Source organism: Aeromonas sp. 25-AL00135, from assembly GCF_054052385.1.
In genome coordinates this window covers 63,261-76,630 of sequence record NZ_JBSTYQ010000017.1, presented here as the reverse complement: position 1 = coordinate 76,630, position 13,370 = coordinate 63,261, and the positions used below count along the sequence as shown (strand labels likewise).

The window sequence follows — 13,370 nt, the reverse complement described above, 5'->3', positions numbered from 1 at the left end:
CGCAAGCCGCCTGCTGCTTTTATTGAGACAAGCCATGACCCCCGAACGCTTCAAGCGCATCACCGACATGCTGGCCCAGCGTCAGCTCGATTTGACCGTCTGTATGGAAGAGGTACACAAACCTCACAATCTGGCCGCCATCGTGCGTACCGCCGATGCCATCGGCATCCACCGGGTACACGCCGTCTGGCCCAAAACCTGGATCCACAAGCGCAAGGGCACCGCCCGCGGCAGCCAGAACTGGGTGGATGTAAAACTGCACCCGGATATCGGCACAGCCGTTGCCGAGCTGAAAGCCTCCGGCATGCAGATCCTAGCGACCCATCTATCTGACAGCTCGGTCGATTTTCGCGCCATCGACTACACCAAACCGACCGCCATTCTGGTGGGTCAGGAAAAGCACGGCATCGGTGAAGAGGCGCTGGCGCTGGCCGACCACCATATCGTCATTCCCATGGTCGGCATGGTGCAGTCCCTCAACGTCTCGGTGGCTGCTGCCGCCATCCTCTACGAAGCCCAGCGTCAGCGCGAGCTGGCCGGTTGCTATCAGCGCGGCTGCCCGCTCACGCTGGAGGAGCAGAACAGCATCCTGTTCGAGGGGGGTTATCCTATCTATGCCCAACTCTGCAAAGAGAAAGAGATGCCCTACCCCCAGCTCGGCCCGGCCGGTGAAATTCTGGCGGACGAAGAGTGGTGGCAGCGGATGCAGCTGACCCGCAAAGGGTGGGCGCAGCAGAGCGAGCAGGACGACCTACAGGAGGAGTGATGGAAAACCCTTTTGGCAGCTGGCTGGAATCGCAAATCATCCGGGATCACCTGACCAACCCGAACATAGAGGCCGGCGACTACAGCTACTACTCCGGCTACTACCACGGCAAGCCGTTCGAGGATCACTGCGTCCGTTACCTGCTCGGCGATGGCTCGACCCGCGATACCTGGGAGAGCGGCCTCTGGGGCGAGGTGGATCGGCTGATCATCGGCAAATTCTGCTCCATCGGCTCGGGCGCCACCTTCATGCTGGCGGGCAATCAGGGCCACAGGCTGGATTGGGTCTCCACCTTCCCGTTCAACCCCGACACCTTTGGCGAAGGGGCCCGCAGCGGCTTTCTGCGCAAGGGAGACACCCGGATTGGCAACGATGTCTGGATCGGCTCGGAAGCGATGATCATGCCCGGCATCACCATAGGTGATGGCGCCGTCATCGCCACCCGCGCCGTGGTAACCAGGGATGTGGCCCCTTACACCATAGTCGGCGGCAACCCGGCTCAGCCGATCCGCCGTCGTTTCAGCGATGAGCAGATCCTCATGCTGCAAGAGATGCAGTGGTGGGACTGGCCCCTGCCTCGCTTGCAAACCAGCATGACGCTGCTCTGCTCGGGGGATATCGCCGCCCTTTATCACCATTGGCAACAGGAGTGTGCCTGATGAAATCCCTCTCTCTTTCCCTGTTGGCCCTGACCCTGTTTTCTGCCGGAGCCCTTGCCGTGACCAATACCTATCAGCTCACCAGCGAAGCCGATGTACCCAGCCTCTACCAGCAAACCCTGCCCGACTTCTGGCGCCAGCATGCGGTTGAAGGAGAGTTCAAGGGCAAGGATGGGGTGACCATCCGCTATGCCGCGCTGCGGCAGGAGAAGGTTGATCGCGCCATCCTCATCGTCAATGGCCGGGTCGAAAGCTACCTCAAGTATCAGGAGCTGGCGTGGGATCTCTGGCGTCAGGGCTACAGCCTCTATCTCATCGACCATCGTGGTCAGGGGATGTCCGACCGGATGCTGAATGACCCGCAGAAGGGATATGTCGACCAGTTCGACGATTATGTGGTCGATCTCAAGCAGTTTCACGACCAGATCATCATGGCGGACCAGCCTGCCAAGCTGTTCCTGCTGGCCCACTCCATGGGCGGCGCCATCTCGGCCCGCTATCTGGAACGCTGGCCCGATGATATCAAGGCGGCCGTGCTCTCCTCCCCCATGCTGGGCATCAATCTCGGCGGTCTGCCCAAGTGGCTGGCCAAGGGATTGGCGAGCACCATAGGCACGGTCGGCGGCTGGCTTGGCGAGCCTCCCTACGGCCCCGGTCAGGGCGCCTATCAGGATCACGGCTTTGCCGACAACGAGCTGACTCACAGTCAGTCCCGCTATCAGGCGTTTCGCCAAATCTACGAGCAGCACCCGCAGATCAAGCTGGGTGGTGCTACCGCGCACTGGATTTATCAGGGGATCACCGGTGCCGATGCCGCCATCGCCGATGCGGGCGCCATCAAAACCCCGCTGCTGGTGCTGCAAGCTGGCAACGACAGCGTGGTGGACAATGCCGCGCAGGATCGCTTCTGCACCATTGCCAGGTGCGAAGGGGGCAAACCACTGCGCATCGAGGGTGCCTGGCACGAGCTGTTTATCGAATCCGATGACAAGCGCCAGCCCGCCCTGACCGCGATGGTCGACTTTTTCGCCCGCTTCTGAGCTGGCTATTTTTTGTAACCCTAAATAAATGGGGTGACAGTGCGGGCTAAGGTAAACTGCCCCTGTTTTCAATCGATGCCGAGGTAATGATGTTCAAGGTAGTTGTATCCGATCTCGATGGCACTCTGCTCAACAAGCAGCACCAGATCTCTCCCCGTACCCGGGATACCCTGCACCGCCTGGTAGAACAAGGTGTGAAATTCGTGGTCGCCACCGGCCGTCATCATGTTGACGTTCGCAGCTTCCGCGATGCGCTGGGGATGGACATCTACCTCATTACTTCCAATGGCGCCGTGGTCCATGACAAACAGGATCAGCTCATTTTCAACCAGCCGCTGCCGACCGAGATCGCCGCCGAACTGATTGCGCTGGAGCGCGACCCCTCTATCCACCTCAATGTCTATCAGGGTGATGACTGGGTGGTGGAAGAGGAGCTGCCCTGGCTGCTGCAGTTCCACGACGAGTCAGGGTTCACCTACCGTCTGGTCGATGACCTGAAGCAGGAACCGAAAGAGCAGATCAACAAGGTGTTCTACATCGGCGACCACGAGAAGCTGCTGAAGATCGAGGCACACCTCAACCAGCGCTATGGCGACCAGCTCAACGTCACCTTCTCATTGCCGGACTGCCTCGAAGTGATGCACGCCGGGGTGCATAAGGGCAATGCGGTGCGTGCCGTGCTGGAGCAGAACGGGTTCGATATGTCGGAGGCGATCGCCTTCGGCGATGGCATGAACGACTTCGAGATGTTGACCATGGTGGGACGCGGCATCGTGATGGGCAACGCCCATGACCGCCTGAAAATGGCGCTGCCGGAGTATGAGCAGACCCTCACCTCTGACGAAGATGGCGTCGCCGTCTATCTGGAGAAGCTGTTCGAGCTGGAGAGCGTCAGCGCAGCCTGATCCTCTTCATCCCGACATTCGATTCAACAAAGCCTCACCATGTGAGGCTTTGTTTTTTCAGTGTTTCCAGCCAGGGATTGGGCCGCTGCCAGCTGAAGCTCTGGTTCGCCCCGCCGTAGCATTCAGCCAGCCGCAGCGGCGTGCCGGGGGTATGACGTCGCCCGGCCACATCGAGGCAGCGGGAGACCTTGCTATTGAACAGCCTGTCTTTCTGCCACTCCCACTGCGCCTGACCGTCACAGGGTGCCAGCATCACTTCGCTGTCGTTTTTGGCTTGCAAACAGAGATCCTGCAGGCGCAACTCACCCAGATCCCATTCGAACAGTTGATCGTCTTTTCCGCTGCAAGGTTGTGCCAACACCTTCTGCTGGGACACCGCAACGCAAAAATCACCGCTGGTCAGCAAGGGGGAGAGAGAACGCTCCTCCTGCGGTTGTGATGCAATGGAGCCCATCATCACATCGGTGGATGGCGGCTTGATGGTACAGCCCCCTAGCAGCAAGGCAGCCAGCATGGCGGGGGAGTAAGCAAAGGAAATTTTGTTATTCATGGAAAAATGCCTGAAATGGGCCGATGACATCCGGTTGTCAGTGACTCGAGGCTGAAGCATAACCGAAAGGCAGGGCGCGCTGCCCAAATAGAGTGTAAACAGACGTAACAGGGAGAGAGTACTGGCCCAGCGGAGGCCAGAAAGCAAAAAACCCCGCCTAAGCGAGGTTTTTCTAAATGTGGTCGGTGATAAAGGATTCGAACCTTTGACCCTCTGGTCCCAAACCAGATGCGCTACCGGACTGCGCTAATCACCGAGGCTATTTCTTTCAAAATAGTTTACTTCAAAAAAACAAAGACGACCTGATGGTCATCCTCGTCATACAGCAAGTATGGTGCGAAGAGAGGGACTCGAACCCTCACACCCGGGGGGCACTAACACCTGAAGCTAGCGCGTCTACCAATTCCGCCACCTTCGCGTACCTGACAAGCTGTAAAATGGGGTGGCTGATGGGGCTCGAACCCACGACAACCGGAATCACAATCCGGGACTCTACCAACTGAGCTACAGCCACCACAGCTGTTTTCGTTCCACAACAACGCCCGTTTAACCGACGCACTTTTGATGGTGCGCCCGACAGGATTCGAACCTGTGACCTCTGCCTCCGGAGGGCAGCGCTCTATCCAGCTGAGCTACGGGCGCTACGCTGTCGAACGGGGCGCATTATTAATGATGGTTGCTGGTTTGTCTACACTTTTCTGTCACCGAAACACTGTTCGTTGTTTTTTCAAGCACATTGCGCACTTTTCTTCCACTATTCCCCTGCAGCCAGCCGAAAAGGGGCAGATCGCAGTCGCAAATCGCCTTGCTGCCTTGACTTGATTTGATGCCCATCTAGAATGAATGAACGTTCATTCAATCGAAAGTCACACTGATGATTCTGGATAAAAAAGAGAGCATCTTCAACGCGGCCCATGAGGTGCTGGGTGAACGGGGTTTTCATGGTCTGTCGATTGCGGAAGTCGCCAAGAAGGCCAATGTTGCCACCGGCACCATTTATCGCTACTTCGGCGACAAGGATGATCTGATCCGGCAACTGCACCAGCACACTATCTTGCAGTGTGTGCCCATGGTCATGGCCGATGTAGCAATCGATAAAGTTTCATTTCAACAATTTCGCCAATTATGGCTCAATATTCATGCCATTTTTGTTAACGAACCCAACGCTATCCGGTGCAAATTGCAGTACGAGAGCTCTCCGCTAGGGGCAGAATTGGAGACCAATCCTGTCATTCTGGCAGCCTGGGAGCCTCTGGACCGATTTTTTGAACAGGGCGTTGAACAAGGATTGTTTATTGATTTACCGATACGGGCACTCCAGGTGTTGAGTCTGGACAGTGTCATGCATCTGGCCCTGCAGTGCAGGGTGCACAACATCACGCTGACCGAATCGCAGTTGGAAACCGCGATCCGGGCCAGCTGGAATGCCATTTTATCCCCCAATCTTTCCACCTCAGGAGCCTGTTCATGAAAAAGTGGATGGCCATTATGTTGCTGATAGCGATCGCCTTGTTTGGCAGCGTCATCGGCTTCAATTTGTTCAAACAGAAGATGATTGCCCAGTACATGGCCAACCGGCCGGAACCCGAGTTCCCCGTCACCGCCATGGTGACCAAGGCACAGGATTGGGTACCGACCATCGAAGCGATCGGCTTCATCGAGCCGAATCAGGGGGTGACCCTCTCCACCGAACTGGCAGGCACTATTGATGCCATCACCTTCGAGTCGGGCAAACCGGTCAAGGCTGACCAGCTGCTGCTGAGCCTGGACTCCACCGTGGAGCGGGCCAATCTGCGCGCCTCCCAGGCCAAGCTGCCGGCGGCAAAAGCCAAGTTCGATCGTTTCCAGAACCTCTACAAGACCAGCTCCATCTCCAAAGAGCAGCTGGATGAAGCCGAAGCGGCCTATCGCTCGCTGGAAGCAGATATCGAGAGTCTGAAGGCGACCATTGCCCGTCGTGAAGTCCGTGCGCCCTTTAGCGGCGTGGTCGGCCTGCGCAATGTGTTCCTCGGTCAGTATCTGCAGCCGGGCACAGATATCGTGCGCCTGGAAGATACCAGCGTGATGCGCCTGCGCTTCACCGTGCCCCAGACCGATATCTCCAAAATCAAGCTGGGCCAGACCATCAAGATCAATGTGGATGCCTATCCGCAAACCCAGTTTGATGGTCACATCACCGCCATCGAACCTGCGGTCAACTTCCAGAGCGGCCTGATCCAGGTACAGGCAGACATTCCGAACAACGACGGTCAGCTCCGTTCCGGTATGTTCGCCCGCGCCAGCATCATTCTGCCGACGGTGAAAGATCAGATCGTGATCCCGCAAACCGCTATCTCCTTCACCCTTTACGGTCAGAACGTCTACGTGCTCAAAGAGGGCGAAGAGACCGACAAAGAGGGTAACAAGGTGAAAGTGCTGCGAGCCAAGCAGGTTGTGGTCAAGGCCGGTGAGCGCCGTGGCAACGATGTGCATGTGCTCTCCGGCATCCAGGCCGGTGACCAGATCGTACTGTCGGGTCAGGTTCGCCTGAGCAACGACACCAAGGTGCATGTGGTCGAGAACGACGCCCTGGCCGTTCCGGCACAAACCCCGATGCTGTAAGCGCGGAGATCTGCGATGCGATTTACTGACATATTTATAAAACGGCCTGTGCTGGCGATCTCGCTCAGCTTCCTGATCGCCTTGCTGGGCTTTCAGGCCATCTTCAAGATGCAGGTACGGGAATACCCCGAGGTGACCAACACGGTGATCACCGTCAGCACTGGCTACTATGGCGCCAGTTCTGATCTGATCCAGGGGTTCATCACCCAGCCGCTGGAACAGGCGGTCGCGCAAGCCGACAACATCGACTTCATGACCTCCTCCAGCCAGCTGGGCAGCTCCACCATCACTGCGTACATGAAGCTCAACACCGACCCCAACGCCGCGCTGTCCGACATCCTGGCGAAGGTGAACTCGGTGCGATCCCAGTTGCCGAAAGAGGCGGAAGACCCGTCGGTCACCTCCTCCACCGGTTCAACCACGGCGGTGCTCTACCTCGGCTTTACCAGCCCGGAGCTCAACTCCAGCCAGATCACCGACTATCTGGAGCGGGTTATCAAGCCGCAGCTCTTTACCGTGGGCGGGGTCTCCAAGGTTGACCTCTACGGCGGTGTCGAGTTTGCCCTGCGGGTATGGCTGGATCCGGCCAAGATGGCGGCCTTCAACCTGACTGCCAGTGACGTGATGACGGTGCTCAACAGCAACAACTATCAGTCCGCGACAGGTCAGGCGACCGGTTACTTTACCCTGTTCAACGGCAACGCCGAGACCCAGGTCAAGGATGTCGACGAACTGAAGCGTCTGGTCGTTGCTACCCGTGACGGCAAGGTGATCCGCCTTTCCGACATTGCCAAGGTGACCCTCGAGAAGAGCCACGACATCTATCGCGCCAGCGCCAACGGCCGCGAAGCAGTGGTCATGGCGGTCAACGCCGCGCCGACAGCCAACCCCATCAACATCGCCCACGATGTGCTGGCGTTGCTGCCGAGCCTTGAGCGCAATATGCCGAGCACCATGCGTCTCAACGTGATGTATGACTCAACAGTGGCGATCAACGAGTCCATCCACGAGGTTATCAAGACCATCCTGGAGGCTGCCGCCATCGTTCTGGTGGTCATCACCCTGTTCCTCGGTTCGTTCCGCGCGGTCATCATCCCGATCATCACCATTCCGCTCAGTCTCATCGGCGTAGTGATGATGATGGATATGTTCGGCTTCTCGATAAACCTGATGACCCTGCTGGCGATGGTGCTGGCGATCGGTCTGGTGGTGGATGACGCCATCGTGGTGCTGGAGAACGTCGACCGTCATATCAAGGAGGGGGAAGAACCGTTCCGGGCAGCCATTATCGGTACCCGTGAAATTGCGGTGCCGGTTATCGCCATGACGGTTACCCTGGCGGCGGTATACGCCCCTATCGCCCTGATGGGGGGTATCACAGGCTCCCTGTTCAAGGAGTTTGCCCTGACCCTGGCCGGTGCCGTGTTTGTCTCGGGCATCATCGCCCTGACTCTGTCACCGATGATGTGTTCCAAGATGCTCAAGGCCAACGAGCAGCCAGGCAAGTTCGAGAGCACAGTCCATCACCTGCTGGAGCGGATGACCGATCGCTACGACAGCATGCTGCACGCCGTGATGAAAAAGCGCCCCGTCATCGTGGTGTTCGCCGTCATCGTCTTCGCCAGCCTACCGCTGCTGTTCAAGTTCATCCCGAGCGAACTGGCACCGTCAGAGGACAAGGGGGTAATGGCCGTGCTGGGTACCGCACCGTCCAACGCCAACCTGGACTACATCGAAAACACCATGGCGGATGTGAACAAGATCCTGGACGACCAGCCCGAGATCGCCTTCTCCCAGGTCTTCTCCGGGGTGTTCAATGCCAACCAGGCGTTCGGTATCGCCTCCATGGTGCCCTGGAGCCAGCGTGAAGCGAGCCAGAAAGAGGTGCTGGATCGGGTCGCCAATCTGGTGAAAGACATCCCGGGTATGGCCATCACCACCTTCCAGTTCCCGGAACTGCCGGGTGCATCGAGTGGTCTGCCTATCCAGTTCGTCATCACCACCCCCAACAGCTTCGAAAGCCTGTTCCTGGTGGCCGGTGAAATTCTGGCAGCGGCGCAGAGTAACGGTCAGTTCGTCTATTCGGATCTCGATCTGAACTACGACTCCGCCACCATGAAGATCCGCATCGACAAGGACAAGGCGGGTGCCTACGGCATCACTATGCAGGATATCGGTATCACCATGGGCACCATGATGGCGGACGGTTACGTCAACCGTATCGACCTGGATGGCCGCTCCTACGAGGTGATCCCGCAGGTCGAGCGCAAATACCGTCTCAATCCGGAGTCCATCAAGGGCTATTACGTGCGGGCCGCAGATGGCAAGTCGATCCCGCTCGGCAGCCTGATCACCATTGAAGTGGTTGGCGAGCCCCGTGCCCTGCCCCACTTCAACCAGCTGAACTCCGCCACCATAGGCGCTGTTCCGGCTCCGGGCGTGGCCATGGGTGATGCGATCAACTGGTTCCAGACCACCGCTGACGAGAAGCTGCCGCAAGGCTATCGTTACGACTTCATGGGTGAAGCCCGTCAGTTCGTCACCGAAGGCAATGCGCTCTATGCCACCTTCGCGCTGGCACTTGCCATCATCTTCCTGGTGCTGGCAATCCAGTTCGAGTCGGTGCGTGACCCGCTGGTCATCATGGTCTCTGTACCGCTCGCCATCAGCGGGGCCTTGATTGCCTTGGCTTGGGGACTGGCGACCATGAACATCTACTCCCAGGTGGGCCTCATCACCCTGGTGGGTCTGATTACCAAGCACGGCATCCTGATCTGTGAAGTAGCGAAGGAAGAGCAGCTGCTGCGCGGCATGAACCGGATGGAAGCCGTGATGCAAGCCGCCAAGGTGCGTCTGCGTCCGATCCTGATGACCACCGCCGCCATGATTGCCGGTCTGATCCCGCTGCTCTACGCCGCTGGTGCCGGTGCGGCACAGCGTTTCAGCATTGGTATCGTCATCGTGGCCGGTCTTGCCATCGGTACCCTGTTCACCCTGTTCGTGCTGCCAGTGATCTACACCTATCTGGCTTCCGAGCACAAACCCTTGCCGGTATTCGATGAAACCATTCCGCCCAAAGCAAACGGCGGACATTAATCATCAATGACATGCAAAGGCCCCGTATCGGGGCCTTTTTTATGCTTCGCAGGAAAGACGACATAAGTGCATGAAGCAGTTAAACTAAAAAACACCACATCCAGACCGCAAGGACGCCATGTCAGGACTCTTCTCCAAGACCGCCAGGGCCGTAGGCCGCAACGGACTCTCATATCGCCTGCTCTCCTACATTCTGGTCTGCAGTACCGTATTGGCGATGATCATTACGGCGCTGCAACTCGCCTGGGATTACCGCAAGGATGTCGCCGTCATCGAAGACAGCATCGGCCAGATCGAGGCCTCGTTCCTGCAACCCATCGCCGCCAGCTTGTGGAACCTGGATGAAGAGCAGGTCAAAGTGCAAATTGAAGGGATCATGAACCTGCCCAACATGCAGTTCGTGATGGTCAAGGAGATGCTCGGCAACTCCGAAGTCCCGCTGCTGACCCAAGGGGTCGAGCGGGAAAGCTATGATATCTCCCGCGAATTCAACCTCACCTATCAGGGTGAAATCGTCGGCAAGCTGTTCGTTGCCGCCTCTCTCGAGCAGATCTACCAGCGCCTCATCGAAAAATCGGTGCTGATCATGGTCAGCCAGACCATCAAGACCCTGGTGGTCTCATTTTGCATCCTGATCATCATTTACTATCTGGTGGTCAGGCACATCAACCGCATCGCCAACTACGCCCAGAAGTTCAACCTCGATCGGCTCGACATGGCGCTGGAGCTGGAAGGCCGCCCGCAGCCACGCAAGAAACCCGATGAGCTGGATACCCTGGTCTCCACCCTCAACCAGATGCGTACCCGACTGCGTGACGAGCTGGTTGCTCGCCATCAGGCGGTCGAACAACTGCAAAAGGAGCGGGACTTCTCCGCCACCCTGATCAACTCCGCCAACATGGTCATCTGCTGCATGGAACCGGATTTGACCATCGCCAGCATCAACCCGGCAGCCATCCTGCTGACCGGCTACCACCAGCAAGAATTGTTGCAGCACAACTGGCTGGATCTCTTTGTCAGCCCGGCGCAACGGGAAGAGCTGAACGATATTCTGACGGCGGAAGGTTCACTGTCAGACAAAGAGGTCATCATGCATGACCAGCAGGCTCATGAACTGGTACTGCAATGGACCTTCGTACCCTTCTACGATGGTCCCAACCTCAAGTACCAGATCGGCTTCGGCTACGACATCACCCAGCTGAAAAAGGTCGAGCGGGAGATAATCCAGCTCAACGAACAGCTGGAAGGCAAGGTGGTGGAACGTACCCGCAGCCTGAGTGAAGCCAACAACCAGCTCGGCAAAGCGTACGACGACCTGAAACAGGCCCAGCAGACCCTGGTGGAGTCGGAGAAGATGGCCTCCCTCGGCTCGCTGGTGGCCGGGGTGGCACACGAGATCAACACTCCGATCGGCATCAGCGTGACCGCCTCCTCCTACCTGCAGGAGCGGGTCGCCGACTTCAAGTCCCATATCGACTCCAAGCAGCTGTCGCGCACCTACCTCAACGAGTTCACCGTCAACCTCGACGAATCGATGCAGCTGCTGCAGAGCAACCTGCGGCGCGCCTCCGAGCTGATCGCCAGCTTCAAACAGGTAGCGGTCGACCAGTCATCGGAAGCACGCTACAACTTCAGCCTCGCCGACAACCTCCATCAGGTAGTGGTCTCGCTTGGCCACAAACTGAAGAAGAGCCAGTGCGAAGTGGATATCCAGTGCGATCCCAAGCTGTCGATCTTCTCCTTCCCGGGCAGTTTTACCCAGATCTACTCGAACCTGATCCTCAACTCCATCAACCACGGGTTCGACAGCTGGGATAAACCGAAGAAGATCACCATCAAGGTGGAACAGCAGGGAGAGGAGCTGTTTATCGACTATTCGGACAATGGCCGCGGGATCCCGCCCGAAATATTGCCGCGAATCTTCGATCCCTTCGTCACCTCCAAGCGGGGTCAGGGTGGCAGCGGTCTGGGCACACACATCATCTACAACCTGGTGGTGCAACTGCTGAAAGGCCGTATCAGCTGTGCCAGCGAACCGGGCCAGGGCGCCCAGTTCCATATTCGCCTGCCGATCCAACATAACTGAGCGCTGGCTCTTGTGAGCCAGCCGCTTTATCCCCATCATGCTGTGATTGCATTCTTAATGAGCGGAGAACCTCGCAATGGCACAGCATTTTGACTATATCGCCATCGGCGGCGGCAGCGGCGGTATTGCGTCTGCCAACCGGGCTGCCATGTACGGTAAGAAAGTTGCCCTGATTGAAGCCAAAGAGTTGGGTGGAACCTGCGTCAACGTAGGCTGCGTACCGAAGAAGGCCATGTGGTATGCAGGCCAGATCGCCGATGCCCTGAAATATGGCGCCGACTACGGCTTTGACACCACCCTCAACCACTTCAACTGGGCCAAGCTGGTCGAGTCCCGCCAGGCCTACATCGGCCGCATTCACCAGTCCTATCAGAACGTGCTGGGCAAGAACCAGATCACCGTCATCAAGGGCTTCGCCCGCTTCGTCAGCAGCAACACCATCGAGGTCAATGGCGAGCACTACACGGCCGATCACATTCTGATCGCCACCGGTGGCCGCCCGGAAATTCCGGCGATCCCGGGTGCCGAGCTGGGTATCGACTCCGACGGTTTCTTTGACCTGCAAAGCCAACCCAAGCGGGTTGCCGTAGTGGGTGCGGGCTACATCGCAGTCGAGATCGCTGGCGTGATGCAGGCACTCGGCTCAGAGACCCATCTGGTGGTGCGCAAGCACGCGCCGCTGCGCAACTTCGACCCCATGATCCACGAGACACTGGTAGAAATCATGGCGCAGGAAGGGCCCAAGCTGCACACCCACGCCATTCCCAAAGCCGTGCTCAAAAACGCTGACAACAGCCTGACCCTGCAACTGGAAGATGGTCGTCACCTCACCGTTGACTGCCTGATCTGGGCCATCGGCCGGGTACCGGCTACCGACAACCTCAATCTGGCCGCCGCAGGCATCACGCTGGACGAGAAGGGCTTTATCCCGACCGACAAGTTCCAGAACACTTCCGTCGCCAACATCTATGCGGTGGGTGACAACACGGGTCGCATCCAGCTCACGCCGGTGGCCGTCGCGGCGGGCCGTCGCCTCTCCGAACGGCTGTTCAACAACAAGCCGAACGAACACCTCAACTACGATCTGGTGCCGACCGTGGTGTTCAGTCACCCGCCCATCGGCACCATCGGCATGACCGAACCGGAAGCCATCGCCGAATACGGCGAGGACCAGGTGAAGGTCTACCGCAGCCAGTTCACCGCCATGTACTCGGCACTGACCCAGCATCGCCAGCCAACCCGGATGAAACTGGTCTGCGTCGGCCCGGAAGAGAAGGTGGTCGGTCTGCATGGCATCGGTTTTGCGATGGACGAGATCCTGCAAGGCTTTGGCGTCGCCATGAAGATGGGTGCCACCAAGGCGGACTTCGACAACTGCGTGGCTATCCATCCGACCAGCGCGGAAGAGTTCGTCACTATGCGCTAAGGGCAGATGAAGTTGGCCTGTCACGAGCAGCCGGCGTCTACAGCCATGTAGCCCCTTCACCCAAACCCGGCTCAGGCCGGGTTTTTTTGATCCCTCCTCGCTTTTTCTCTCGCAAATCCGTCGTTCTTTACGCCGATTTTACGCCTGCCACATGGCGCTTTATGGCGCCTTTACGCCTGTTTTACATACCCTTTTCAGCGTCAATGACACCAACAGAGTCGATATGGTCTTACATCGGCTC

At 58.0% G+C, this 13,370-nt stretch carries 10 protein-coding genes and 4 tRNA genes; 9 read left to right on the top strand and 5 right to left on the bottom strand.

The features are described from left to right. Positions 1-34: 34 nt before the first annotated feature. The 4 genes from trmH (at position 35) to ACW5XC_RS16105 (ending at position 3,370) form a co-directional block, all read left to right on the top strand. Positions 35-766, top strand: a complete 732-nt coding sequence (gene trmH, locus ACW5XC_RS16120) for a tRNA (guanosine(18)-2'-O)-methyltransferase TrmH (RefSeq protein ID WP_005355744.1) — start codon at positions 35-37, stop codon at positions 764-766. Continuing rightward, positions 766-1,425 (top strand): CatB-related O-acetyltransferase, encoded by a 660-nt coding sequence (locus tag ACW5XC_RS16115; protein WP_042054373.1) that lies wholly within the window; start codon positions 766-768, stop codon positions 1,423-1,425. The genes trmH and ACW5XC_RS16115 overlap by 1 nt, the downstream gene beginning before the upstream one ends. Further along, positions 1,425-2,465, top strand: coding sequence for an alpha/beta fold hydrolase (locus tag ACW5XC_RS16110; RefSeq protein ID WP_042054372.1), 1,041 nt, complete (start codon positions 1,425-1,427; stop codon positions 2,463-2,465). The genes ACW5XC_RS16115 and ACW5XC_RS16110 overlap by 1 nt, the downstream gene beginning before the upstream one ends. An 89-nt stretch (positions 2,466-2,554) precedes the next feature. Beyond that, a complete protein-coding gene (locus ACW5XC_RS16105; RefSeq protein WP_005339262.1) occupies positions 2,555-3,370 on the top strand; it encodes a Cof-type HAD-IIB family hydrolase in 816 nt (271 codons plus the stop codon). 34 nt (positions 3,371-3,404) lie between these two features. On the opposite strand, the gene ACW5XC_RS16100 is transcribed toward ACW5XC_RS16105, so the two are convergent. From ACW5XC_RS16100 to ACW5XC_RS16080, 5 genes are all read right to left on the bottom strand, one after another. After that, positions 3,405-3,920 carry a ricin-type beta-trefoil lectin domain protein gene (locus ACW5XC_RS16100; RefSeq protein WP_042054371.1) on the bottom strand — a complete coding sequence of 172 codons (516 nt, stop codon included), beginning with the start codon at positions 3,918-3,920 and terminating at the stop codon, positions 3,405-3,407. 179 nt (positions 3,921-4,099) lie between these two features. Beyond that, positions 4,100-4,176: transfer RNA gene (locus ACW5XC_RS16095), tRNA-Pro, on the bottom strand. A 76-nt stretch (positions 4,177-4,252) separates the two neighbouring features. Continuing rightward, a tRNA-Leu gene (locus tag ACW5XC_RS16090) sits at positions 4,253-4,338 on the bottom strand. 20 nt (positions 4,339-4,358) lie between these two features. Then, positions 4,359-4,434, bottom strand: a tRNA-His gene (locus ACW5XC_RS16085). 51 nt (positions 4,435-4,485) lie between these two features. Next, positions 4,486-4,562, bottom strand: a tRNA-Arg gene (locus ACW5XC_RS16080). Positions 4,563-4,794: 232 nt separating this feature from the next. Here ACW5XC_RS16080 and ACW5XC_RS16075 point away from each other — a divergent pair. From ACW5XC_RS16075 to gorA, 5 genes are all read left to right on the top strand, one after another. Continuing rightward, positions 4,795-5,391, top strand: a complete 597-nt coding sequence (locus ACW5XC_RS16075; RefSeq protein WP_005339267.1) for a TetR/AcrR family transcriptional regulator — start codon at positions 4,795-4,797, stop codon at positions 5,389-5,391. After that, positions 5,388-6,521 carry an efflux RND transporter periplasmic adaptor subunit gene (locus tag ACW5XC_RS16070; protein WP_005355753.1) on the top strand — a complete coding sequence of 378 codons (1,134 nt, stop codon included), beginning with the start codon at positions 5,388-5,390 and terminating at the stop codon, positions 6,519-6,521. Before ACW5XC_RS16075 ends, ACW5XC_RS16070 begins: the two co-directional genes overlap by 4 nt. Positions 6,522-6,536: 15 nt before the next feature. Beyond that, complete coding sequence (locus ACW5XC_RS16065) at positions 6,537-9,617, top strand: multidrug efflux RND transporter permease subunit (RefSeq protein ID WP_042054370.1); 3,081 nt, start codon at positions 6,537-6,539, stop codon at positions 9,615-9,617. A 118-nt stretch (positions 9,618-9,735) separates the two neighbouring features. Next, a complete protein-coding gene (locus ACW5XC_RS16060; protein WP_042054368.1) occupies positions 9,736-11,703 on the top strand; it encodes an ATP-binding protein in 1,968 nt (655 codons plus the stop codon). Positions 11,704-11,779: 76 nt separating this feature from the next. Further along, positions 11,780-13,129: a glutathione-disulfide reductase gene (gene gorA, locus ACW5XC_RS16055; protein WP_042054367.1), complete on the top strand. Its 1,350-nt coding sequence runs from the start codon at positions 11,780-11,782 to the stop codon at positions 13,127-13,129. The last annotated feature ends 241 nt before the right edge of the window (positions 13,130-13,370 follow it).